This is a genomic window from Duganella margarita, assembly GCF_009857535.1.
GTDB classification, from domain to species: Bacteria; Pseudomonadota; Gammaproteobacteria; order Burkholderiales; family Burkholderiaceae_D; genus Rugamonas; species Rugamonas margarita.
Map to the genome: position 1 here is coordinate 158,142 of NZ_WWCS01000003.1, position 23,785 is coordinate 181,926.

Consider the following 23,785-nt stretch of genomic DNA (forward strand, 5'->3'; position numbering starts at 1 on the left):
CCGCAAATCCCGACTGCTCACCTTGATACATAGTTAAGTATTCGCTATGTTGAAAGGGAGCGGTCGTGCGCTTCACCTGGGATCCCCGCAAGGCAAAAGCTAACCTGCGCAAGCACGGCGGAGTGACAAGGCGCGGCGCTTGGCTGTCATTCATTGTTATCGTCAAGGCGGCTTTGTACGAATTATTTCTGCTAGAAAAATTTCTTATTGAAAGGGCTAGTATGCGTAAGGTGATCCCCAATCCGTACTTCGAAAGTCTGAGTAAAGAAATAACATTCCGTCTCGATTTTCATTCGATCGATTATTACAAGAAGCTGGGCGAGCCCTATGGCTTGTCGGCGGAGGAGATGATTTATCGTTATCTGCGGTACATTGCTGGCAGCGGTTATACAATTGACATTAACGAACCAACGCTTGCGGAACGGCAGACGTAGTGGTTTCCCTCTAAACGCCCGGCTTTTTCATGACGGACGCGCAAAATTAATGTAATGCAATGTTCGACAGGTCTGCGAGAAACCGCTACACTTCGGCCCACGAGTAAGCTGCAAGGAGAATTTATGAGTTGGCTGGAAAAACTGCTGCCCCCCCGAATCCAGCGTTCCGACGCTGCCGCGCGCAAGACCATGCCGGAAGGCCTGTGGGTCAAATGCCCATCGTGCGAAGCCGTCCTGTACCGCACCGATCTGGAATCCAACCTGCACGTCTGCCCGAAATGCGACCACCACATGCGCATTCGCGCCCGCGAACGCCTCGATAGCCTGTTCGATGCCGGCGGTCGTTATGAAATCGGCATGGACACGCTGCCGGTCGATACGCTGAAGTTCAAGGACAGCAAGAAATACCCGGACCGCCTCAAGCAAGCCATGGAAGCCACCGGCGAGACCGATGCGCTGATCGTCATGGGCGGCTCCATCATGAGCCTGCCGGTCGTGGTGGCGTGCTTCGAATTCGAATTCATGGGCGGCTCGATGGGCTCCGTGGTGGGCGAGCGCTTCGTGCGCGGCGCGCAACAGGCGCTGGAACAGAAAGTGCCGTTCATTTGCATCACCGCCACCGGCGGCGCCCGCATGCAGGAAGGTCTGCTGTCGCTGATGCAGATGGCCAAGACCACTGCCATGCTGACCAAGTTGTCAGAAAAGAAACTGCCGTTCATCAGCGTGCTGACCGACCCGACCATGGGCGGCGTGTCGGCTTCGTTCGCCTTCATGGGCGACGTGGTCATCGCCGAGCCAAAAGCGCTGATCGGCTTCGCCGGCCCGCGCGTGATCGAGAACACCGTGCGCGAGAAACTGCCGGAAGGCTTCCAGCGCGCCGAGTTCCTGGTGACCAAAGGCGCGGTGGACATGATCGTCGACCGCCGCAAGATGCGCGAAGAAATCGCCCGTCTGCTGGCCTTGCTGCAAAATCAACCGGTAGAGGTTCTGGCTTAATTTCCGTCGTTCCCGCGCCGGCGGCAACCCATGGCGTGCTGAACGGCTAACTCAGCATGGATTCCCGCCTGCGCGGGAATGACGGTTTTGGGCCATCGCCACACACTGCGGCGCGCAATCGGATATCATCCGGCCTGCGCGCCGTTTCCATTTCAGAGTCCCATCATGTCGAACCTCCCAACTACTTTGCCCGCCTGGCTTGCGCTGCTTGAATCGCGCCATGCCGAAACCGTCATCAACATGGGCCTGGACCGTGTTCTCGCCGTCAAGGAACGTTTGCAACTGAGCTTCAGCTGCCCGGTCATCATGGTGGCCGGCACCAACGGCAAGGGCTCGACCTGCTCAATGCTGGAATCGATCCTGCTGCGCGCCGGCTATAAAGTCGGCCTGTACATCAAGCCGCATTTCCTCGATTTCAACGAGCGCGCCCGCGTCAACGGCGACCTGGCCAGCGATGCCGTGCTGGTGGCGGCCTTCAACGAGGTCGAAGCCGCCCGTGGCGACACCACGCTGACCTACTTTGAATTCACCACGCTGGCCATCATGAAGCTGCTGTCGCAAGCCGGCATGGACGTGGTGATCCTGGAAGTGGGCCTGGGCGGACGCCTGGATGCGGTCAACATCGTTGACGCCGATGTCTCCATCGTCACCAGCGTCGATATCGACCACACCGACTACCTGGGCGACACCCGCGAGAAAATCGGCTTCGAGAAGGCCGGCATCTTCCGCGCCGGCAAAACCGCGATCTGCTCCGACCCGGTGCCGCCGCAGTCGCTGATCGACCACGCCGCAGCCATCGGCGCCGACCTGTGGCTGATGGGCCGCGATTTCAATTACTCCGGCGACAAGCAGCAGTGGAGCTACGGCGGTCGCAACCAGCGCCGCAATTCGCTGGCCTACCCGAGCCTGCGTGGCGCCAACCAGATTCTCAACGCCTGCGCCGCGCTGGCTGCGCTGGAAGCGCTCAAGCTGGAATTGCCGGTCGGCGCGCAGGAAGTGCGCACCGGGCTGGTGACGGTGGAATTGCCGGGCCGCTTCCAGGTGTTGCCGGGCCGTCCGACCACCATCCTCGACGTCGCCCACAATCCGCACGCCGCCGCCGCACTGAATCAGAACCTCGGCAACATGGGTTTCCACCGCTACACCTACGCGGTGTTCGGCTCGATGCAGGACAAGGATATTGACGGCGTGATCGCCGCCATGTCCGAGCACGTCGACCACTGGTGCCTGGCGACGCTGCCGTCGCCGCGTTCGGCCAGTGCCGCCGAGCTGGCCGCCAAGGTGCTGGTGGTGCAGCCGGAGCGCGACGAACGCACCATCAATGTGTTCGATGATCCGGCTGCCGCGTACGCAAATGCCGTCAGCCGGGCCGGTGAGGATGATAGAATTGTGGTCTTTGGATCGTTCCTGACCGTGGCCGGTGTCATGGCGGCACGAAAATCCTCACTCCACTGAACGCACAGGACTGAAATCACGCATGGGCTTGTTCTCGAAATCCGGTAAAAACAAGCAAGACGCTGGCCAGGACAGCGGCTATTACACCAGCGCCGATGACCAGGCGGCAACGGAACGCGCCCGCTCCAAGCGCGCGTCGTCAGCCGATGGTCCCAAGCGCCGCTCGCGCGACCGCGAAGAGAACGATCCGGTGTTGCCGGAAAAGAAACGCGCGCGCCGCCGCCTGGTCGGCGCCATCATGCTGGCGCTGGGCGTCGCGGTCGGCCTGCCGATGCTGCTCGATTCCGAGCCCAAGCAGATGGCGTCCGATATCGAAATTAAAATTCCGTCCAAGGACAAGCCGGCCGAGGTTGCAGCCGCGCCCGCGCCTGCCGCCAGCGTGCTGGCCAACGCCGCGCTGGACAGCCGGGAAGAAATCGTCGAGGACGTCAAGCCGGCCGCCAAGCCAGCCGCCGCGCCCGTAGCTGCCGCCGCCGCGCCGGTGGTGGCCGCCGTCGACACCACCAAACAGGACGCCGCCAGGCTGGAAGCCAAGGCCAAGGCGGACGCCCGCGCGGAACTCATGGCCAAGGCGCAAGCCGACGCCAAGGCGGAACGCGAGCTCAAAGCCCGCCAGGACGCCGACACCAGGCAGGAACAGGAACGCAAGCAGGCTGAGGCCAAAGCGGAAGCCAGGCTGAAAGCCGACAAGGAGGCCGAACGCAAGCTGGCCGAAGCCAAAGCCGCCAAGGCCGCCGAAGCCAAGCCGGCCGCCGCGCCGTCCAAGTCCGACGACGCCCGCGCGCTGGCCATCCTGGAAGGCAAGGGCGCCGCGCCGGCGGCCGAAGGCGGCCAGAAATTCGTGCTGCAAGTGGCCGCGTTGAGCGACCAGGGCAAGGCGGACGAGCTGCGCGCCAAACTGAAAAACGCCGGCATCAGCTCGTTTACGCAGAAAACGCCGTCGGGCATCACCCGCGTGCGGGTCGGCCCGTTCAGCAGCAAGGAAGAGGCCGAGAAGGTCAAGGCCAAGCTGACCAGCATGGGCCTGGACGGCCGCCTGGAAACCGTCTGACGTGACGCTCTTCGACTACCTGGTGATCTTCGTGCTGGCCACGTCGGTCATCATTGGGCTGGTGCGCGGACTGGTGAAGGAAGTGCTGTCGCTGCTGAGCTGGATCGTCGCGTTCGTGGTGGCCAATGCCTACGCCGCGCCGCTGGCGCAGATGCTGCCGGCGGCGGTGCCGGGCGAAGTGCTGCGGCTGATCGTGGCCTTTATCGCACTGTTTATCGGTGCGCGGATTTTAATGAGCCTGTTGTCGCTGGCGCTGGACGCCTTGCTTGACGCGGGCGGCCTGAGCTTCATCGACCGCGTGCTCGGCGCCGCGTTCGGCGTGGCCCGTGGGCTTGTAATTGTGCTGGCCGCCGTCATCTTGAGTGGGATGACCTCGCTGCCGCAACAGGATTTTTGGAAGCATGCGATGTTGAGTCCCTACGCGGAAGAAGGCGTACGGATCGCCAAGCCCTATCTTCCCGCTGCCATCGCGCAGCATGTAAATTTTTGAATTCTTAAATCTGCGTTTTTAAATCTGTAGTCCAGTCCAGGAGCACCATCATGTGTGGCATTGTCGGCGTCGTTTCCCATCAACCTGTCAACCAAATGCTGTATGACGCCTTGCTGCTGTTGCAGCACCGCGGTCAGGATGCGGCAGGTATCGCGACCAATCACAGCAGCATGTTCGCCATGCACAAGGCCAACGGCCTGGTGCGCGACGTTTTCCGTACGCGTAACATGCGTACGCTGCAAGGCAACTCCGGTATCGGCCACTGCCGCTACCCAACCGCCGGCTCGTCGAGCGAGGAAGAGGCGCAACCGTTCTACGTCAATGCCCCGTTCGGCATCACGCTGGCCCACAATGGCAACCTGACCAACTGGGAACAGCTCAAAAAAGAGATGTTCGAGAATGATCGCCGCCACATCAACACCGATTCCGATTCGGAAGTGCTGCTGAACGTGCTGGCGCACGAAATCGAAAAAGCCACGGTCGGCATTTCGATCGACGCCAACACCATCTTCAACGCGGTGACCGTGCTGCACCGCCGCGTGCGCGGCGGTTATGCGGCCGTGGCGCAGATCGCCGGCGTCGGCCTGCTGGCGTTCCGCGATCCGTTCGGCATCCGTCCGCTGTGCCTGGGCATTAATGAAACCGCCGAAGGCACCGAATACCTGATCGCCTCGGAATCGGTGGCGCTGGAAGGCATGGGCTTCCGCTTTGTGCGCGACATCGCGCCGGGCGAAGCGGTCTTCATCGACACCAACAAGCAGCTGCATTCGCGCCAGTGCGCCGACAATCCGTCGCTGAACCCATGCGTGTTCGAGTTCGTCTACCTGGCCCGTCCGGATTCGGTGATCGACGGCGCCTCGGTGTACGCCACCCGCCTGAAAATGGGCGAGTACCTGGCCGAAAAGATCAAGCGCGAGCTGAAAGACATGAAGATCGACGTCGTCATGCCTATCCCGGACTCGTCGCGTCCGGCCGCGATCCAGCTGGCGCTGGCGCTGAACGTGGAATACCGCGAAGGCTTCATCAAGAACCGCTACATCGGCCGGACCTTCATCATGCCGGGCCAGGCCGCGCGCAAGAAATCGGTGCGCCAGAAGCTGAACGCGATTCCGGACGAATTCAAGGGCAAGGTCGTGCTGCTGGTCGATGACTCGATCGTGCGCGGCACCACCAGCCGCGAGATCGTGCAGATGGCGCGCGACTCCGGCGCCACCAAGGTGATCTTCGCGTCGGCGGCGCCACCGGTGATCTACCCGAACGTGTACGGCATCGACATGCCGACCCGCGACGAGCTGATCGCCCACGGCCGCACGGTGGAAGAAGTCTGCCGCGAAATCACCGCCGACGCCCTGGTGTACCAGGACATCGATGCGCTGAAACGCGCGATTTCGGATGTCAATCCGGCGCTGACCAATTTCGAAGCATCGTGCTTCGACGGCGTCTACGTGACCGGCGACGTGACCCGCGAGTATCTGGATAAACTGGAATACGAGCGTCACCACCCGACCAAGGCCGCCGCGCCGGAAGATGCGGGCCGTTCGCAGCTGAACCTGAACCTGGCAGCCAGCGAAGCGTAACCATGAGTGACAAGAAGAACTACGGCTTCACCACCACCATCCTGCACGGCGACCGCCAGAAGGGCATCGAACACGGTTCGCTGCACAAGCCGATCCATACCTCGGTGGCCTTCGGCTACGCCGATGCGCGCCAGCTGGCCTCGGTCTTCCAGGGCAAGGAAGCGGGCTTCCGCTACGGCCGCCAGGGCAATCCGACCATCTCGGCGCTGGAAGACAAGGTCAACAAGATGGAGCAGGGCGTGGGCACGATCTGCTTCGCCACCGGCATGGGGGCGATCGGCGCCGTGGTGCAGGCGCTGCTGCGGACGGGTGATCATGTGGTGTCGTCGGCCTTCTTGTTCGGTAACACCAACAGCCTGTGGCAGACCGCCATGAGCCAGGGCATCGGTGTGTCCTTCGTCGACGCGACCGATGTGGCGAATGTCGAAGCGGCCATCACCGAGAACACCCGCGTGGTGTTCGTCGAGACCATCGCCAATCCGCGCACGCAAGTGGCGGACCTGAAGCGCATCGGCGAACTGTGCCAGGCGCGCGGCATCCTGTACGTGGTAGATAACACCATGACCACGCCGTACCTGTTCCTGCCGAAAGCGGTGGGGGCGGGCCTGGTGGTCAACGCGCTGACCAAGTCGATCGGTGGCCACGGCAATGCGCTGGGCGGCAGCCTGACCGATACCGGCGCCTACGACTGGACCCGCTTCCCGAATATCTACGAGAATTACAAGAAAGCCGCGCCGCTGCAATGGGGGCTGGCCCAGATCCGCGCCAAGGCGCTGCGCGACTTCGGTTCCTCGCTGGCGCCGGACGCCGCGCACCATATCGCGGTCGGCGCTGAAACGCTGGCCTTGCGCATGCAGCGCACCACGGCCAACGCGATGGCGCTGGCCGAGTTGCTGGAGAAGGATGAGCGCGTCGCCGCGGTCTACTATCCGGGGCTGAAGTCGCACCCGCAGCACGCCATCAGTGGGGAACTGTTCCGCGCGCATGGCTCGCTGCTGAGCTTTGAGCTGAAGGACGGCCTGGATTGCTTCGACTTCCTGAACCGCCTGAAGCTGGCGATTCCGGCCTCCAACCTGGGCGACAACCGCACGCTGATCATCCCGGTCGCGCACACCATCTTCTACGAGATGGGGGCCGAACGCCGCGCCTCAATGGGCATTGCCGAATCGCTGATCCGCGTTTCGGTCGGCATCGAAGATACCGCCGACCTGCTGGACGACTTCTGCACCGCGCTGGAAGGTTGCTGATCACCCAGGCTGGGTGTTGCGGTTTTGTCGCAAGGTTGCGAACCTGATACTAAATTAATGCGATGGCAAAATCCTTGAGGTACACTGGATTTTGCTGTTTCGATAATTAAATCAGGGGTTGAGATGAAAACACGTCAATTGCTGGGCCTGGGGTTTGTACTGTTCTGTGGCGCTGCCGTAGCGGATGAACTGGCGGATGCCGACCGCTTCGTGGCGGCCAAGGAGTACGCGCGCGCATTGCCGATCTACGCCAAGCTGGCGGCCAGCGGCAACGCCGTGGCGCAATTCCATCTGGGTGAACTGTACTGGTATGGCGAAGGCACGCCGGCCGACACGGCCAAGGCCGACGAACTGTTCCGCAAAGCCGCCGATGCCGGTGTCGCCGATGCGCGCCAGGCCTTGCAGCTGACGCCGCAGCGCGCGGCCAATCAGGCCAAGATCGATTACTACGTCAAGCAGTACGACGGCGCCGATGTCCGCCTGAACAAGTTCAATTGCGTCAAGCCGGCCATTCCGGTGCTCTCCACCACGGCCGAAGACATCAAGAAGGTGACGGCCGGCATCGACGGCTGGCAGCACTGCTACAAGGGCTTCGTCAGCAACCTGACCACCTTGCTGCCGGTCGGCAAAGCCATTCCAGCCGACTTGCAGAATGTGATGACGGACGAGGAAATTACCGCTGCCGTGGCGCTCCTGGACAAGGCGTATGCCAGTGCCGCCGGCGACGCCAAGGTGGAAGCGGATGCGATGCTGGCGGCGCAGGATGCGTGGCGCGAACGGACCAACAGCCATGTGGTCAGCGCCAACGCCAAGACGGCCTCCGACCTGGCGCTGATGCGCGCGCAAGATGAGAAGGTGCGGGCGATCAACCGCGACAAGGGTGTCGGCTTCACCTCGCCAGGAGGCGCGCGCTAACGCCGGCTCCGGAAGTAACACAGCCCGCAACTGCAGAATGCAGTTTAGTTGAACAACGTCGTTCCCGCGAAAGCGGGGACCGATGCCGCGCTTGCCCGGCAGACGTACTATGGATTCCCGCTTGCGCGGGAATGACAATGTGAAATTTCAGCTTAACTTCACGGCATCACCGTGAGTGCGGCCTGTCTGGTTTTAGTGCCAGGTGCGCATCAGGCCGACCGCCAGGCCTTCCAGCGCAAACTCGTCCGCTTCCGGATCGACGGTGATGATCTTGAAGTCCGGGTTTTCCGGCAGCAGCTCGATCAGTCCGCCGGTCTTGCGGTAGCGCTTGACCGTGACGTCGTTGCCGATGCGGGCGACGACGATCTGGCCATTCTTGGCGCTATCGACTTTTTTCACGGCCAGCAAATCGCCGTCCATGATGCCGGCGTCGCGCATCGATTCTCCGCGTACTTTCAGCAGATAGTCCGGCTTGGCGGCGAACATGGCCGGGTCGACGTTGTAGTTGGTTTCCAGGTTCTCTTGCGCCAGGATCGGCGAGCCGGCGGCCACGCGGCCGATCAGCGGCAGCGACATCATCAGCGCGGCCGGGATTTTCGACGCGGCCGGTTCGGCGTGCACGCCCAGCAGGCGGATGCCGCGCGAGGTGCCGGCGGCGATTTCAATTGCACCCTTGCGGGCCAGCGCCTGCAAGTGTTCCTCGGCGGCGTTGGCGGACTTGAAGCCCAGTTCATTGGCGATCTCGGCGCGCGTCGGTGGGAAACCGGTGTTTTCGATCGCGTCCTTGATCAGATTCAGGATTTGTTCCTGGCGGGCGGTGAGCTTAAGCATGGGGTACGGTGAGCCTGTGTATATAGACAGTCTGTATTTTTGTACAGTATGCCTTGAAATGCAAGAGAATTTGTTGCCTCGCACGAAATAAATTCACTCGCCGCGCCAGGTGGTGCCGCCCTCTGCCAGCGTCACCAGCGACTCGCTGCGCTTGCCGTTGCGCTCGACGATCACGCGCGCGGTCGGCGTCGAGGCCGTCCGCGGCGCCAGTTGCAGCGTGATGGCGCCGCTGCGGGTGTCGATGTCGGCGCTGTCGATCTTGCCGGCTTCCAGCGTGATCCAGGTGCGGGTCGAGGCCACGAACAGGCGGCTGCGCGCGCTGTCCCTGGGCGTGACGTGCAATATGGCGCCGTGATGGCGCAGGTTGGCGCCGAAGGCCAGCCAGCCGAATAGCGGATCGTTGAGCACGTAGGTGGCGGTGGCGTAGGCGTGGCCGTAGAAGCCCATGCCATAGTCGCCGCTGTAGGCGTCCCAGCGCATCATGTCCGGCCACGCGTGGAAGGCGGCCGAGGCAAAGCCTTGCTGGTCGATATTGGTGATGCCGCCTAGCAGACCGCCGTACGCCACGCGCAGCAGATGCAGGTCGGACGGGTTGGCGCGATAGGCGGCAAACAGCGGCACCGCGTTCAGCGTCGAGCCGTAGTGGTGCAGCTGGCGTTCGATGCGGCGCGTCTTGCCGCCGTACAGGAAGTCCCAGTAGCGGCGGGCGTTGCCGTTGTAGCCCCAGCTGGGCAGCGCCGGGTCATAGCCGAGGATGACTTCGCGCGTGATGTCGGCCTGCTTCTGATAGCCGAAGTAGCGCATCCACGCGTAGACCTCGGCCTGGCCGGTCGAGTCCCACGCCATCTCGCTGCCGAACGGATAGGCCAGCGAGCGCCAGTGGTCGGCGCGCTGCTTCATCAGGCGTTCCATGTTGGCCGCTTCGGCTTGCAGGCCTTCGCGCTGCAGGTCTTGCAGGATGTCGACGAAGACGTCGCCTTCCATCAGGCCGAACTGCGCGTACTCCGGCGCGTCGCGTTCCATCGCCACCACGGTCTGGTAGGCGTGCTGCAGATACCAGCGCCAGTCGTGCGCGGTGACCAGGCCGCTGTGGTTGCGCGCCAGCCGGTACAGCACCCAGTGGCCGATCGCCACGTGCGGATAGTTGTAGGCGCGGCCGAGGTCGCCGGCGTCCTTCTTGCTCCACGAGGTCCAGGTCTTCCAGTCTTGCGTGGCATCGTAATAGGCAGGGAAGGCTTGCGGATCGTAGTAAAACAGGCTCTTGCGCACGGCGCCGGCCTGCGGACCGTCCGCCACTTGCAGCTTGCCGACGATGGTCTCGTTGACCAGGCGTTCCAGCTTGGCCACTTCGGCCGCATCCGGGTTGTCGAGCTGCTTCATGATGGCGGCCACCCAGCTGCCGGCGCCGCCTTCATCGCTCATGCCGGAGATCCACACGCGGGTGTCGTCGGTGACGATGCGTTTGGCGTCGTTGTCGTAGGTCAGGATGGCCGGCGCGCGCTGGAATGGATCGGTCTTGTCATCAAACCATTGCTGGGTGGTGCTGAAGCGGCCGAGGTCGGCCACGGCCTGTTCCAGCGGCTTGGTAATGAAGTAGCTGATGGTCTGCACGCTGTGGTCGGCGTAGGTGATGTTCAGGCGCGCCGGTCCCCAGCCCTGGCTCTTGATGGTGTAGCGCAGCCAGCCTTTGGCGGCGGCGCTGGCCGGCGCTGTCGTCGGCGTGGCAGTCAGCGCGCCGGCCGGTTCGGCGTCGATGCGCGCTATCTTTTGCGGGTTGTGCAGGAACAGCGTGGCATCCAGGTCGGTCGGCACCACGTAGCCGGGGATGCCGATCGCCACCGGCCGCTGTTGCGCCACCAGCGTCTGTTCGATGGCGCGGATGGTCGGCGCGGTGACGAAGCGCACTCCGATCTCGCGCCGTTCGCCCGCCTGCAGCGTCAGGCTGGTGGGGGTGTTCCATTGCTGGCCGGCGTTTTTCCAGTCGGTTTCCGCGTAGGCCCTGCTGGCGACGGTCCAGTCGTAAAAGCCTTCGGCGGTCTGCGCGCGCTTGCTGTTGTCCTCGATCGGGCGCCAGGCTTCCAGCGGCGTGTGACCATCCGGCAGCACCAGCAGCGCCGGGCCCTGGCCGTTGAGGCGCGTCACCTGCACATAGCCGGCGTCGCGGCCGATGTAGGGATCGGCGAAGCTGGCACTGGCGTGGGCCTGCTCCAGCGTACGGTCGGTGATGATGTTGTCGAACACCATCGGCATGCCGAGGCCGCCGATTTCCACCGGCTGGGTCGAGCGGTTGATCAGCGTGAAGCGCAGCACCAGTGCGCCTTTGTCGTTGAGCCAGCGCCGTTCCACCGTCAGCGGCAGGCCGGCGCCGAACGTGGCGCTGATGTCGGCGGCCGCCAGCGCGCGGCCGGCCGCCAGCACGCGCACCGGTTTTCGATCTTTGGACGACGAATAGTCCTGCCAGGCGCCGTCGCCGCTGCGTAGCCGCAGATTGAGGTCGCCGATGTGGGCGTAGCCGTTGCCGCGCCGTTCCTGTTCCCGCGTGCCGGGCGTGAAATCGAAGCCGGGATCGCTGACCGGCGTCAGCCGCGCCAGCGTTTGCGTGTCGGCGCGCAGGGCCAGCAGCAGTTGCGGCGTGCTGTAGGCCTGGTTTGCGGCGAGGGAGGGAAGGGCGACAACGAGGGCGGCAGCGGCGAACAAGGATTTCATGTGCATTCCTGAGGGCAATGCACACATTCTAACCAACTCGCAGGTTTAGCGGACCACGAAGCGCAGGCCGATGTCGCGCCGGGCGCCGGGTTTCAGCATGAAGCCGCCAGTGACCCAGCTGGGGTGGTTTTCACCGGTTGCGCGTTGTTCCACCGGCGGCTGCCAGCTGTTGAGTGGTGTGCGGCCATCCGGCTGAATCCTTAGCGTTGGCCGCTGGCCGTCCGGCCGTCTGACTTCCACCACGCCCTGGTCGCCGGGGCGCGCCTTGACGCCGCCGCTCTGGTCGACAATCAGCGGCATGCCGGCCTCGGCCACTTCCACCGGCTGTTTGCTGCGGTTGATCAGCGTGTAGCGCAGCACCAGCGTGCCCTTGTCGTTGATCCAGCGCCGTTCCACTGTTAGCGGCAGGCCGGCGCCGAAGCTGGCGCTGATGTCGGCCGTCGCCAAGGCGCGCACCGCCGGCAGCACGCGGATCGGCTGACGCGCGGTGTACGAGGTGTAGTCCTGCCAGGCGCCGCCGCCCTGGCGCAACTTCAGCGTCAGGTCGCCGATGTGGCGGTAGCCGTCGAACTGGCGTTCTTGCTCGCGCGGGCCGAGCGTGAAATCGTGGCTGGGGTCGGCGACCGGCGTCAGCCGCGCCAGCGTCTGGGTGTCGGTGCGCAGCGCGAACAGCAGTTGCGGCGTGCTGTAGGCCTTGGTCTGGATGGCCGGATAGTCGGCGGCGAGGGCAGGGGAGGCGGCCAGTACGGCCACCGGCAGCAGCCAGGCGGAGAAATGTGACGTCATGGCAATCCTGTTTGAACGACAATAAGACGCACTGTAACACCGGCATGGCCGGGCTGGCGTTTCGCCTGAAAAGCTGGTATAGTCGCGGGCTTACCTCTTCCCACACCTGTCTTGACGCCAGGGTGGGCTCATTTTCAAGTCCTTAAGGGAGTTATACATGCGTCACTACGAAATCGTATTTATCGTCCACCCGGACCAGAGCGAGCAAGTGCCCGCCATGATCGAACGTTACAAAGCAACCGTAACGACTCGCGGCGGCTCCGTGCACCGCGTGGAAGATTGGGGCCGCCGCCAAATGGCTTACCCAATCCAGAAACTGGCCAAAGCGCACTACATCTGCCTGAACATCGAAGCAGACAACGAAACCCTGGTTGAGCTGGAAACCGCATTCAAATTCAATGATGCCGTTCTGCGTCACCTGACCGTCAAGCTGAAGAAAGCCGAAACCGCTCCTTCGCCAATGATGAAGTCGGTACAACGCGAAGATGCAGCGAAATCGCATCGCACCGAAGCCCCAGCCGCTGCTGCTCCAGCCGCTGCTTAATTGGTCTGAGAAGGAACCGCGCTGAACCAGCTCCAGTTCATCGCCCTCATCGCCGAACGGGATGCAATCCGTTACACCCCGGCCGGTATGCCGATCGTCAATGCTGTACTCCAGCACCGGTCGCAGCAGATGGAGGCGGGCATCGCCCGATTGAGCGAGTTTGAAGTGTCCGCGATTGCCGCGGGCGAGATTTCAGGCCGCTTCAGTCAGACGCCGCTGGCAGGGCTGTATCAGTTCACCGGTTTTCTCAACAAGAAAAGCCGCAATAGCAAAAGCCTGGTGTTTCACATCATTGATTTTAGTGCTGTCCAAGACAGCGCAATTTAAATACAGGAGCCTAAAATGGCATTCGGTAAAAAGTTCGACAAAAACAAGCTCAAGCTGAAAGAAAAGCGCAAGCAACAAAACCCACTGTTCAAGCGCAAGAAGTTCTGCCGCTTCACCGCCGCTGGCGTTGAGCAAGTAGACTACAAAGACGTAGACACCCTGAAAGACTTCGTCCAGGAAAACGGCAAAATCATGCCAGCACGTCTGACCGGTACCAAGGCGCACTACCAGCGTCAAGTTGACACCGCCATCAAGCGCGCTCGCTATCTGGCCCTGCTGCCGTACACCGATCTGCACAACGCTTAATCGCGGCAGAGTAACTGGAGAAGAACTATGCAAATCATTCTGTTGGAAAAAGTTGTCAATCTGGGCAACCTGGGTGAAGTCGTTAAAGTTAAAGACGGCTACGCACGTAACTTCCTGATCCCGCAAAAAATGGCCCGTCGTGCAACCACGTCGGCTATCGCGGAATTCGAAGCCAAACGCGCTGAACTGGAAAAAGCTGCTGCCGCTAAACTGGCTGCTGCCCAAGCCCAAGGCGAGAAACTGAACGGCATGACCGTGACCGTTTCGCAAAAAGCTGGTGTGGACGGCCGTCTGTTCGGCTCGGTCACCAACTTCGACATCGCTGAAGCGCTGAGCAAAGCTGGCTTCGCAGTGGAAAAAGCTGCTGTGCGCCTGCCAACCGGTCCGCTGAAGACCGTCGGCGAGTTCCCAGTCACCGTTTCGCTGCACACCGATGTGCTGGCGGAAGTGACCGTTGCCGTAGTCGGCGAAGCTGCCTAAGACTGGACCGGGCGGCAACGCCTGTCTGGTTTGCAACACCCTTAAAAAAGCCGGGCTTTGCCCCGGCTTTTTTCTCGTCATAATTTTGTAGTACGGCACAAGCAGGTATAATTCGCGCCATGAACGCCCCCTCCGATCCGCAAGTCGATTCGCTCCGCGTCCCGCCGCACTCCATCGAAGCAGAACAGTCCGTCATCGGCGGCCTGCTGCGCGATAACGCGTCTTTCGACCGTATCGCCGACATGATGCATCCGGAAGACTTCTACCGCTACGACCACCGCATCATCTTCGAGCAGATCGTCAAGATGATCAACGGCTCGCGGCCGGCTGACGTCATCACCGTGTTCGAGACCCTGACCCAGCTCGGCAAAGCCGACGATGTCGGCGGCCTGACCTATCTGAACGCGATGGCGCAGAACACGCCGTCCGCCGCGAATATCCGCCGCTACGCCGAGATCGTGCGCGACCGCTCGGTGCTGCGCCAGCTGATCACCGTGGCCGACGATATCTCCGGCCAGGCGTTCAGCCCGCAGGGCAAGGAAACCAAGGAAATCCTCGACGAGGCCGAGTCGCGCATTTTCGCGATTGCCGAGCAGGGCGCCCGCGGTTCCGCCGGCTGGCTGGCGGTGCAGCCGCTGCTGACCCAGGTGGTCGAGCGCATCGATGAGCTGTACTCGCGCGAGAACCAGTCGGAAATCACTGGCGTGCCGACCGGCTTCATCGACCTCGACCGCATGACCTCGGGTCTGCAGGGCGGCGACCTGGTCATCGTGGCCGGCCGTCCGTCGATGGGTAAAACCGCATTTTCGGTCAACATCGGTGAAAACGTCGCCATCGAAGCCGGTTTGCCGGTGGCGATTTTCTCGATGGAGATGGGCGGCACCCAGCTGGCGATGCGTATGCTCGGTTCGGTCGGCCAGCTCGACCAGCACCGCCTGCGCACCGGCCGCCTGAACGATGAGGATTGGCCGCGCCTGACGCACGCCATCCAGAAGATGAACGACGCCCAGGTGTTCATCGACGAAACCCCGGCGCTGAATCCGATCGAGATGCGCGCGCGCGCGCGCCGCCTGGCGCGCCAGTGCGGCAAGCTCGGTCTGATCATCGTCGACTACCTGCAACTGATGCAGGGTTCCAAGCCGGGCGACAACCGCGCCTCCGAGATTTCGGAAATCTCGCGTTCGCTCAAAGGCCTGGCCAAGGAGCTGGGCTGTCCGGTGATCGCGCTGTCGCAGCTGAACCGTTCGCTGGAGCAACGCCCCAACAAACGGCCCGTCATGTCCGACTTGCGCGAATCCGGCGCTATCGAGCAGGATGCGGACGTCATCATCTTCCTGTATCGCGACGAGGTCTACAATCCCGACTCGCCCGATAAGGGCACGGCCGAAATCATTATCGGTAAGCAGCGTAACGGCCCGATCGGCGCGGTGCGTCTGACCTGGATCGGCCAGTACACCAAATTTGGCAATTACTCTGGTAGCTTGGGTGTGTACCAGGGTGACTAATCCTTTGCGCCGGCGCCTCATCCAAGAGACCGGCGATCTGCAGTAGTAATAAAACGGAGAAAAATATGTTTGGACGTTTGATGCCCACCGAGGGCAAATTCTTTGACCTGTTTAATCAGCACGCCGAGCTGTGCGTCAAAGGCGCTAAAGAAATGGTGGGCCTGATGTCCAACTTCGATGACCTGGAAAACCGCGTGCACGCGATCGAGAGCATCGAGAAACAGGCCGACAAGATCACCTACCAGACCGTCGACCTGCTGCACAAAACCTTCATCACGCCGATCGACCGCGACGACATCCACAAGCTGATCACGCGCCAGGACGACATCCTCGACCTGCTGGAAGACGCAGCCCAGACCGTATCGCTGTACGACCTGCATTCCGTCACGCCGGAAGCCAAGCGCCTGGCCGAGCTGGTGCTGGCCTGCGCCGAGAAGGTCAAGGAAGCCGTGTCGCTGCTGCATAACATGGACAATTCGCGCCAGATCGTCGCCATCTGCGAAGAGATCGACCGCCTGGAGTCGGACGCCGACCATGTGATGCGCGCCGCCATGTCCAAGCTGTTCCGCGATGAACCGGACGTGCGCAACCTGATCAAGATGAAGGCCATTTACGAAATCCTCGAAACGGTGACCGACCGTTGCGAAGATGTGGCCAACATCATCGAAGGCATCATCGTCGAAAACGCTTAAGAATAACAACATGCATACCATACAAATCAGTCTCTACGTGCTGATCCTGCTGATCGGGCTGGCGCTGATATTTGACTTCATGAACGGCTTCCACGACGCCGCCAACGCGATCGCCACGGTGGTCTCGACCGGCGTGCTGAAGCCGCAAACGGCGGTGGCCATGGCCGCGCTGTTCAACTTCGTGGCGATCTTCGTGGTCGGCCTGCACGTGGCCGGCACGGTGGGCAAGGGCACCATCGACCCCGGCATCGTCGACCAGTACGTCATCTTTGGCGCGTTGGTGGGCGCCATCGTCTGGAACCTGTTTACCTGGTACTACGGCATTCCATCGTCGTCGTCGCACGCGCTGATCGGCGGCCTGGTGGGCGCGGCGGTGGCCAAGTCCGGCACCAGCGCGCTGGTCGGCGGCGGCCTGTGGAAGACCGTGCAGTGGATCATCCTGTCGCCGCTGATGGGCTTTGTGTTTGGCTCCATCATCATGCTGATTGTCTCGTGGATTTTCGTGCGCTCGACGCCGCGCCGGGTCGACAAATGGTTCCGCCGCCTGCAACTGATCTCGGCCGCTTCGTACAGCCTGGGCCACGGCGGCAACGACGCGCAGAAGACCATCGGCATCATCTGGATGCTGCTGATCGCGGTCGGCCAGGTGCCGGCCGGTGGCGAAACGCCGCCGCTGTGGGTGATCGTGTCGTGCTACGGCGCGATCTCGTTCGGCACGCTGTTCGGCGGCTGGCGCATCGTCAAGACCATGGGCCAGAAGATCACCAAGCTCAAGCCGGTCGGCGGTTTCTGCGCCGAGAGCGGCGGCGCCATCACCTTGCTGATCGCTTCGCACTTCGGCGTGCCGGTGTCGACCACGCACACGATTACCGGCGCGATTGTCGGCGTCGGCTCGGCGCAGAAGATGTCGGCGGTGCGCTGGGGCGTGGCGGGCAACATCGTCTGGGCCTGGATCTTCACCATCCCCGCCTCGGCCTTCGTGGCCGCGCTGGCTTGGTGGGTCGGACACCACATCATGTAACACCAAGGGAGCCGCGGCTCCCTTTTTTGTTCGATAGCGCAACGGATACTGGTGCTGCGTGGTCAAAAGGTGTTGCTGGATGCTGATTTGGCTGATTTGTATGGCGTTGATACGCGCAGGTTGAACGAACAGGTGCGCCGCAATCGTGAGCGCTTCCCGGTTGACTTCATTTTCGAACTCAGTGTGGATGAAATCGGCATCTTGAAGTCGCAATTTGCGACTTCAAGTTGGGGAGGGAAGCGCAAGACGCCGTTGGCTTTTACCGAACATGGTGCCATTATGGCGGCTGCTCACGGCCATCCCGCAGCCTGCTGAAAAGCGACCGATTGGTTTCCTCGCTCACGAGGAAAAGAAACTTTAGGTATAGTGACTGCTGGCCGTATTCTAGTGAACAAAAGAATGTTTATCGATTTCGCAAACCTGAAGCGGATGGCGGAGCAGTCCGCTGCTGTGACGCAACCTTGCAACTGCAACGATGCGCAGGCACTGGCCTGGCAGCAGATCCCGCTGACGCTGGAGCTGGATCAGTTCGCGGAAGTAGGCTCGCTGGTGGAAAACGCGTATGACGAGCCGACGTTCAAGGAATACCATCCGGCCGGCACGCGCCTGCAAAGCGACGACGCTCCGATCGCGCCACGCTATTACCCGGCCAATCTCAGCCACGTAGTGCGCTGCGTGAAATGCCAGCGCCTGTATCTGCGCTACACCGAAGCCGGCGGCTATTTCACTGAACTCCGTTTGCGCGCACTGCGCCCGCAATTGCTGGTCGACGTGCCGTTGTAGGCACCGCCTGGCGGCCGCCAGCCATGCCCGCCGCCAGTTAGGCTATGATGCCGGGTTTTCCGCTTTCCTGGCCGCCTTCATGTCCGCTCCGCGTAACAAACGCTATTCCCCACGCCGCACCACCACGGAAGCCTGGCTGAACGCTGCCTTGCTGGGCGGCCGGGTGGCGGCGTGGAGTTATCGGCTGGGGCTGCACGGCCGGCTCGGCGTCACCCGCCACAGCGTGACGTTGCCGGCCCGCCGACCCATCCGGCCATCTTCGACGATCTGTTCGCCCAGATCGCCATCGAGCAGCCGCATGTGCTGCTGCTGGGCGGCGATTACGTCTCCGGTCCGGCGCACTACGCCGAGGTGCTGATGCCACGGCTGGCAGCCTGCCGTCCGCCGTTCGGCAAGTTCGCCGTGTTCGGCAACCACGACCTGTCCACCGATGACATGCAGCTGACGCAGATGTTCAGCCGGGCTAGCGTGCACACGCTGGTCAACCGCGCGCTGATGTTGCCGGCGCCATTCGACAGCGTCTCCATCTGCGGCATGGACGATCCGTGGACCGGCGCGCCCGATGCCGCCGCCACGTTCGCCGGTGCTGCGGTGACGCGCATATTGCTGATGCACGCGCCCGACGGTTTGCTGGTGCTGGACCGGCAGCGCTACGACATCGGCTTCGCCGGCCACACGCATGGCGGCCAGATCGCCTTGCCCAACGGCACGCCAGTGCTGATGCCCCAAGGTCCGCTGTCGCGGCCGTTTTACTACGGCCGCTTCCCGGTGCCGGATAACGGCGACCTGATCGTCAGCCGCGGCGTTGGCTGCGGCAATATTCCGGTGCGCATCAACGCCGATCCGGAACTGGTGATCTGCACTGTGCAATAATTAGCCACCATGCACACCATCCACCTGATTGAAGAAGATCCGACCGCGCCCGAGTCCGTTCTGCTGATGGCGGAATTGTCGACCGCGCTGGAAGCCATTACCGGCGACAGCGGCAAGGCCTCGTTCGACCCCGACGACGTGCGCGGCCCGGCCGCCTGCTTTGTCGTGGCGCGCAGCGACAGCGGCGCGGCGCTCGGCTGCGGCGCCTTCCGCCCGCTGGAACCCGGCGTGGCCGAGATCAAGCGCATGTACGCGCGCCACGGCACCAGCGGCGTCGGCAGCGCCGTGCTGCGCTATCTGGAAGGCGAGGCGCAGGCGCTGGGCTACCAGGCCGTCTGGCTGGAAACGCGGCTGGTCAACCGCCGCGCCATGGACTTCTACGAAGCGCGCGGCTACCAGCGCATCGACAACTACGGCAAGTACATCGGCAACCCGCTGGCGGTGTGCTTCGAAAAGCAGCTGCCATGAGGCGCCACGCCGCCCTTGCCGCACTGCTGATGCTGGCGCTGGGCGCGCCGGCCGCCGGCCCGCTGAGCGAGCGCCTGGCGGCGTTGCAGGATGGAATGGAAGAGGGTGGCGCCGCGCCGTTTGCCCTGCCTGACGGTGTGCGGCTGCTGGCCGACCAGGCTTACGGCGAGCATCGCCTGCAGCGCTACGACGTGTATTTGCCGCGCAACGCCCACCGCGCGCCGGTGATCTTCATGGTCCACGGCGGCGCCTGGCGCACCGGCGACAAGGCCAGCGCGCAGGTAGTGCAGAACAAGGTCAGGCGCTGGACCACGCGCGGCATCATCGTGGTGTCGGTCAACTATCGCCTGCTGCCCGGCGCCAGCGTGGCGACCCAAGCGGCCGACATCGCTGCCGCACTGGCGGCGGCACAGGCCGGCGCGGCCGGCTGGGGCGGCGACCGCAGCAAGTTCGTGCTGATGGGGCATTCGGCCGGCGCCCACTTGGTGGCGCTGCTGGCGTCGGCGCCGCCGCCGCAGGGCGTCACGCCGTGGCTGGGCGCGGTGGCGCTCGACAGTGCCGCCATGGACCTGCCGGCGCTGATGGCGCAGCGCCATTTCCCGTTCTATGACCGCGTCTTCGGCAGCGATGCCGCTTACTGGCGCAGCGTCTCGCCGGCGGCACAGCTGAAACCGGGCGCCTTGCCGCTGCTGGCGGTATGCTCGTCGCGGCGTCAGGATTCCTGTCCGCAAGCCGAGGCCTACGCCAGCCGCGCCCGCGCGCAGGGGATGCGCGTGCAGGTGCTGGCGCAGCCGCTGAGTCACATGGAGATCAACGCCACGCTCGGCCTGCCCGGCGCCTATACTAGTTCTGTAGAAACTTTCCTTGCCGAGCTGGATCCCGCCTTAGCGGCGCCGATGTAAGTATTGTCTTACAAGGCGCCGCGCCCGTTGCCGCTACCGCGCCGACCTGACAACGGGCACAATGCTGCTCATGAAAATCATTGACCAACGCTATCTGGAGAGCGGCAACCGTTACTCCACCCAAACTTGCCTGCTGAGCATCCTCGAACTGGACGCTGTGAGCGAAGAAGCAACTGAAAAATTGCAGGAACGCCTGTACGCCGCTTTACCGGGCCTGGCCCGTTTGCGCGGCCTGGTCGGCAAGCGCGCCGACGCTGTGCCGCCGGTGGTGGAGCTGGTGCAGCAGACTGCCCTCGAATTGCGCCGTCTGGCGCTGAATGAAGTGACGGTCGGTTTTGTCGACGTGGTGCCGCGCATGCAGGGCCGCTATCGCATGGTGCTGCCGTACAGCGCGAAAAGCGCCGCCGCGCCGGCGCTGAAGATGGCCACGCAGCTGGTCAACGCCATGCTGGCCGGCCGCTCCTTCAACGTCAAGGCCGGCCTGGCCCGTCTGCGCGCGCTGGCCGACCGCCGCAGCAAACCGCGCGGTTCGCTGATGCAGACCGCGCGCACCATCCTGATGTCGGTCATACCCAAGCAACCGCTGGCGATGCTGCTGCCGGCGCACCGCCTAGGCTAACGTCACTTCCATCCCCTCGTAAGCCAGCACCACCTTCAGGTCACCCAGCAGCGGCGCATGGCGCGCCATGACTTCGGCGAACACGGCTTCCAGCTCATCGTCGCTGCGGGTCGGCTCGTGGTGGGTGCAGAACAGCGTTTTGGCGCCAGTGCGCAGCGCCAGCGCAAACGCCGAGTCGAAGGTGCCGTGGCCCCAGCCTCGCTTGGCGGGATACTCCTCCCGCGTGTACGAACAATCGACGATCAAGGCATCGACGCCGCGCACCGTGGCGTCGATGGCGGCGTTGCGCTCGGCCATCCACATCTCGTAGGCCGCATGCTCCGGGTGACCGGCCGGATGAATGTTGTAGTGCGGCTCATGGTCGCCGGTGAAGAACAGCGAGCGGCCGTTACACTCGACCCGGTAGCCCAGGTCCGTCACCGGATGGTTCATCACCACATTGCTGACCGTGGCGTCGCCCACGCTGACCGGCTGGTCCACTTCCAGCGTCCGGTATTCAATGGTCGCGTCCATCTGCGTTTCGCTGACCGGGAAATAGCTGTTCTGTAGCTGCACCCCCATCACATGCTCAATGCCGTTGCCGGTGACCGGATCGGTCACGCCATGCAGCCGCACCCGGCTGTCGCGAATGAACAGCGGCGTAAAGAACGGCAGGCCGTGGATGTGATCCCAGTGACTATGGGTAATGAAAATGTTCGCGTGGATAGGACGGGTCTTTTGCTGGATCAGTGACTGCGCCAGCGAAAAAAGGCCGGTACCGCCGTCGAGAATGATCAGGGTGTCATCGTCGGTGCGCACTTCGATGCAGGTGGTGTTGCCACCATAGCGCGCCGTCCGCGGACCGGGGGAGGGAATCGAACCGCGCACTCCCCAAAATTTGAATTTCATACGCAAAATCCCTGGTGTACTTTTTTGTTCTTGCTATTTGGTGTGTTGCCGCATTACCTACAGCCGATGATAGCTTTTTTTTCCCGCGACAGGGAAAAAGCCGGTGCAATTTCATCGGTTCTGGCTATTTCCCGATGTACAACAGCTTGCGCTAGAGATACACTTCCACCCTGAGCCTGCTCGTTGTACGGCCGCTGCCACTTCTTCCACAGGTATCTAAAAAACAACCATGCAAGAGTTGAATCAATCGCAAATCGCCGAGCGGCTGGATCAGCTGACAGAACTCAACGTTCAGCTGGGCAGCAGCCACGATACCGACGCCTTGCTGGAGCGCATACTGGTCGTCGCCAAGCGCATGACCAATGCCGACGGCGGCACGCTGTACCGCCCGAGCGACGACAAGCGGCAGCTGAATTTCCACATCCTCATCAACGACACGCTGCAAATCCACCAGGGCGGCTCCAGCGGCCAGCCGGTGACGGCCGGCAGCGTGCCGCTGTACAACGACGACGGCGAGAAAAACCTCTCGGCGGTGGCGGCCTATGCCGCGCACTTCGGCCTGTCGGTCAACATCGAGGATGTGTACAAGGCCGATGTGTTCAACTTTTCCGGCATGGTCAAGTTCGACCAGCTGCGCAACTACCATTCGCAATCCTTCCTGACGGTGCCGATGAGCGACCACGAAGGCGAACTGGTGGGTGTGCTGCAACTGATCAACTCCAAGGACACCGAAAGCGGCGAGATCCGCGCCTTCACCCAGACCGACCAGCGTTTCATCGAAGCGCTGGCGGCGCAGGCGGCGGTGGCGCTGACCCACCAGCGCCTGATCGCGCAACTGGAAGAACTGCTGGAAGCGCTGGTCAACCTGATCAATATCGGCATCGACGAAAAGTCGCCGTACACCGGCCGTCACTGCCAGTTCGTGCCCGAGCTGACCATGATGCTGGCCGAGGCCGTGCATAACACGGAGACCGGCCCGCTGGCCGATTTCCAGATGAACGACGCCGACCGCAAGGAGTTGTGGCTGGCCGGCCTGCTGCACGACTGCGGCAAGATCACAACGCCGGTCCACGTGGTCGACAAGGCCACCAAGCTGGAAACCATTTTCGACCGCATCGCGCTGGTGGACACGCGCTTTGAAGTGCTGCTGCGCGACGCCGAAATCGCCGCCCTCAAGCGCAAGCTGGAGGTTGGCACCGGCGCGGGCGCCGACCATGCCGCCATCGATGCTGAGCTGGCGCAGCAACAGGCCGCGCTGCGCGAAGAGCGCGACTTCATCCGCTATGCCAACGTCGGCGGCGAGGGCATGCAAGCGGCAGACCAGGCGCGCGTGCGCCAGATCGGCCAGCGCCGCTGGACCGGCCCGGACGGCGCCGAGCAAGCCTTCCTCAGCGACGATGAGCTGACCAACCTGACCATCAAGTTCGGCACGCTCACCGAGCCGGAGCGCAAGGAAATCAACAACCACATCTCGATGACCATCAAGATGCTGGAGGCGCTGCCATGGCCCAAGCACCTGAAGAACGTGCCCGAATACGCCGGCGGCCACCACGAGCGCATGGACGGCAAGGGCTATCCGCGCGGCCTGACCAAGGACCAGATGTCGGTGCAGGCGCGGGTGATGGCGATTGCCGACATTTTCGAGGCGCTGACCGCCAGGGACCGGCCGTACAAGAAGGGCAAGATGCTGTCGGAGTCGCTGCGCATCCTCGGCCATTTCGCGCTGAACGGCCACATCGACCCCGACCTGTTCGACATTTTCATCCGCAACAAGATCTACCTGGAATTCGCCCACAAGAACATGGACGAGAAACAGATCGACGCCATCGACGAATCGCAGATTCCTGGTTATCGTGCGGATCAAAATACTTAAAAAGTATGGCCTGCGC

General features: G+C 62.8%; 26 protein-coding genes. 22 read left to right on the forward strand and 4 right to left on the reverse strand.

The genetic code is table 11. From position 1 onward, the window contains the following. Positions 1 to 65 precede the first annotated feature (65 nt). The 8 genes from GTP55_RS05580 (at position 66) to GTP55_RS05615 (ending at position 8,165) form a co-directional block, all read left to right on the forward strand. Complete coding sequence (locus GTP55_RS05580; protein ID WP_161043975.1) at positions 66 to 434, forward strand: hypothetical protein; 369 nt, start codon at positions 66 to 68, stop codon at positions 432 to 434. 123 nt (positions 435 to 557) lie between these two features. Continuing rightward, a complete protein-coding gene (accD, locus tag GTP55_RS05585; protein WP_110844538.1) occupies positions 558 to 1,430 on the forward strand; it encodes an acetyl-CoA carboxylase, carboxyltransferase subunit beta in 873 nt (290 codons plus the stop codon). Positions 1,431 to 1,595: 165 nt separating this feature from the next. Then, entirely contained in the window at positions 1,596 to 2,885 is a 1,290-nt protein-coding gene (gene folC, locus GTP55_RS05590) for a bifunctional tetrahydrofolate synthase/dihydrofolate synthase (protein ID WP_161043976.1), read from the forward strand. Positions 2,886 to 2,907: 22 nt separating this feature from the next. Further along, positions 2,908 to 3,936 carry an SPOR domain-containing protein gene (locus tag GTP55_RS05595; protein ID WP_161043977.1) on the forward strand — a complete coding sequence of 343 codons (1,029 nt, stop codon included), beginning with the start codon at positions 2,908 to 2,910 and terminating at the stop codon, positions 3,934 to 3,936. A 1-nt stretch (position 3,937) separates the two neighbouring features. Next, positions 3,938 to 4,426 carry a CvpA family protein gene (locus GTP55_RS05600; RefSeq protein ID WP_161043978.1) on the forward strand — a complete coding sequence of 163 codons (489 nt, stop codon included), beginning with the start codon at positions 3,938 to 3,940 and terminating at the stop codon, positions 4,424 to 4,426. Between the two features lie 50 nt (positions 4,427 to 4,476). Continuing rightward, positions 4,477 to 6,003 (forward strand): amidophosphoribosyltransferase, encoded by a 1,527-nt coding sequence (purF, locus tag GTP55_RS05605; protein ID WP_110844534.1) that lies wholly within the window; start codon positions 4,477 to 4,479, stop codon positions 6,001 to 6,003. A gap of 2 nt (positions 6,004 to 6,005) precedes the next feature. Continuing rightward, positions 6,006 to 7,250 (forward strand): cystathionine gamma-synthase family protein, encoded by a 1,245-nt coding sequence (locus GTP55_RS05610; protein ID WP_161043979.1) that lies wholly within the window; start codon positions 6,006 to 6,008, stop codon positions 7,248 to 7,250. A gap of 123 nt (positions 7,251 to 7,373) precedes the next feature. After that, positions 7,374 to 8,165 carry a tetratricopeptide repeat protein gene (locus GTP55_RS05615; protein ID WP_161043980.1) on the forward strand — a complete coding sequence of 264 codons (792 nt, stop codon included), beginning with the start codon at positions 7,374 to 7,376 and terminating at the stop codon, positions 8,163 to 8,165. 192 nt (positions 8,166 to 8,357) lie between these two features. Here the strand turns inward: GTP55_RS05615 and lexA are convergent, their stop codons facing one another. The 3 genes from lexA to GTP55_RS05630 form a co-directional block, all read right to left on the reverse strand. Continuing rightward, positions 8,358 to 8,996, reverse strand: coding sequence for a transcriptional repressor LexA (lexA, locus tag GTP55_RS05620; RefSeq protein ID WP_110844531.1), 639 nt, complete (start codon positions 8,994 to 8,996; stop codon positions 8,358 to 8,360). Positions 8,997 to 9,089: 93 nt separating this feature from the next. After that, positions 9,090 to 11,702: a DUF5695 domain-containing protein gene (locus GTP55_RS05625; RefSeq protein ID WP_202423578.1), complete on the reverse strand. Its 2,613-nt coding sequence runs from the start codon at positions 11,700 to 11,702 to the stop codon at positions 9,090 to 9,092. A gap of 45 nt (positions 11,703 to 11,747) precedes the next feature. Then, positions 11,748 to 12,488 carry a DUF5695 domain-containing protein gene (locus tag GTP55_RS05630; protein WP_161043981.1) on the reverse strand — a complete coding sequence of 247 codons (741 nt, stop codon included), beginning with the start codon at positions 12,486 to 12,488 and terminating at the stop codon, positions 11,748 to 11,750. Between the two features lie 157 nt (positions 12,489 to 12,645). On the opposite strand from GTP55_RS05630, the gene rpsF reads away from it, so the two are divergent. From rpsF to GTP55_RS05695, 13 genes are all read left to right on the forward strand, one after another. Beyond that, entirely contained in the window at positions 12,646 to 13,032 is a 387-nt protein-coding gene (gene rpsF, locus GTP55_RS05635; RefSeq protein ID WP_110844529.1) for a 30S ribosomal protein S6, read from the forward strand. Positions 13,033 to 13,053: 21 nt separating this feature from the next. Further along, positions 13,054 to 13,359 (forward strand): primosomal replication protein N, encoded by a 306-nt coding sequence (gene priB, locus GTP55_RS05640; RefSeq protein WP_161044245.1) that lies wholly within the window; start codon positions 13,054 to 13,056, stop codon positions 13,357 to 13,359. 15 nt (positions 13,360 to 13,374) lie between these two features. Continuing rightward, positions 13,375 to 13,665, forward strand: coding sequence for a 30S ribosomal protein S18 (gene rpsR / locus GTP55_RS05645; protein ID WP_090176193.1), 291 nt, complete (start codon positions 13,375 to 13,377; stop codon positions 13,663 to 13,665). 27 nt (positions 13,666 to 13,692) lie between these two features. Then, positions 13,693 to 14,145, forward strand: a complete 453-nt coding sequence (gene rplI, locus GTP55_RS05650) for a 50S ribosomal protein L9 (RefSeq protein ID WP_110844527.1) — start codon at positions 13,693 to 13,695, stop codon at positions 14,143 to 14,145. Between the two features lie 119 nt (positions 14,146 to 14,264). Then, positions 14,265 to 15,650, forward strand: a complete 1,386-nt coding sequence (locus tag GTP55_RS05655) for a replicative DNA helicase (RefSeq protein WP_161043982.1) — start codon at positions 14,265 to 14,267, stop codon at positions 15,648 to 15,650. A gap of 65 nt (positions 15,651 to 15,715) precedes the next feature. Further along, positions 15,716 to 16,342, forward strand: a complete 627-nt coding sequence (locus GTP55_RS05660; protein WP_110844525.1) for a DUF47 domain-containing protein — start codon at positions 15,716 to 15,718, stop codon at positions 16,340 to 16,342. A gap of 10 nt (positions 16,343 to 16,352) precedes the next feature. Continuing rightward, the gene (locus GTP55_RS05665; protein ID WP_110844524.1) at positions 16,353 to 17,363 is read left to right on the forward strand and encodes an inorganic phosphate transporter; all 1,011 of its coding nucleotides are present in this window, start codon (positions 16,353 to 16,355) and stop codon (positions 17,361 to 17,363) included. A 51-nt stretch (positions 17,364 to 17,414) separates the two neighbouring features. Next, positions 17,415 to 17,678, forward strand: a complete 264-nt coding sequence (locus GTP55_RS05670) for an ORF6N domain-containing protein (RefSeq protein WP_371868292.1) — start codon at positions 17,415 to 17,417, stop codon at positions 17,676 to 17,678. An 84-nt stretch (positions 17,679 to 17,762) separates the two neighbouring features. Further along, on the forward strand, positions 17,763 to 18,146 hold the full coding sequence (locus GTP55_RS05675) for a hypothetical protein (protein WP_202423580.1): 384 nt from the start codon (positions 17,763 to 17,765) through the stop codon (positions 18,144 to 18,146). Positions 18,147 to 18,317: 171 nt separating this feature from the next. Further along, positions 18,318 to 19,019, forward strand: a complete 702-nt coding sequence (locus tag GTP55_RS05680) for a metallophosphoesterase (RefSeq protein ID WP_229257760.1) — start codon at positions 18,318 to 18,320, stop codon at positions 19,017 to 19,019. 9 nt (positions 19,020 to 19,028) lie between these two features. Beyond that, complete coding sequence (locus GTP55_RS05685; protein ID WP_202423582.1) at positions 19,029 to 19,487, forward strand: GNAT family N-acetyltransferase; 459 nt, start codon at positions 19,029 to 19,031, stop codon at positions 19,485 to 19,487. Further along, positions 19,484 to 20,389 (forward strand): alpha/beta hydrolase, encoded by a 906-nt coding sequence (locus GTP55_RS05690; RefSeq protein ID WP_161043984.1) that lies wholly within the window; start codon positions 19,484 to 19,486, stop codon positions 20,387 to 20,389. Before GTP55_RS05685 ends, GTP55_RS05690 begins: the two co-directional genes overlap by 4 nt. 70 nt (positions 20,390 to 20,459) lie before the next feature. After that, on the forward strand, positions 20,460 to 21,008 hold the full coding sequence (locus GTP55_RS05695; RefSeq protein WP_161043985.1) for a cyanophycin synthetase family protein: 549 nt from the start codon (positions 20,460 to 20,462) through the stop codon (positions 21,006 to 21,008). On the opposite strand, the gene GTP55_RS05700 is transcribed toward GTP55_RS05695, so the two are convergent. Then, the gene (locus tag GTP55_RS05700) at positions 21,000 to 21,896 is read right to left on the reverse strand and encodes an MBL fold metallo-hydrolase (protein ID WP_161043986.1); all 897 of its coding nucleotides are present in this window, start codon (positions 21,894 to 21,896) and stop codon (positions 21,000 to 21,002) included. The two genes, GTP55_RS05695 and GTP55_RS05700, sit on opposite strands and share 9 nt — an antisense overlap. A gap of 229 nt (positions 21,897 to 22,125) precedes the next feature. Between GTP55_RS05700 and GTP55_RS05705 the strand changes: the two genes are divergently transcribed. Next, on the forward strand, positions 22,126 to 23,769 hold the full coding sequence (locus GTP55_RS05705) for an HD family phosphohydrolase (protein WP_161043987.1): 1,644 nt from the start codon (positions 22,126 to 22,128) through the stop codon (positions 23,767 to 23,769). The last annotated feature ends 16 nt before the right edge of the window (positions 23,770 to 23,785 follow it).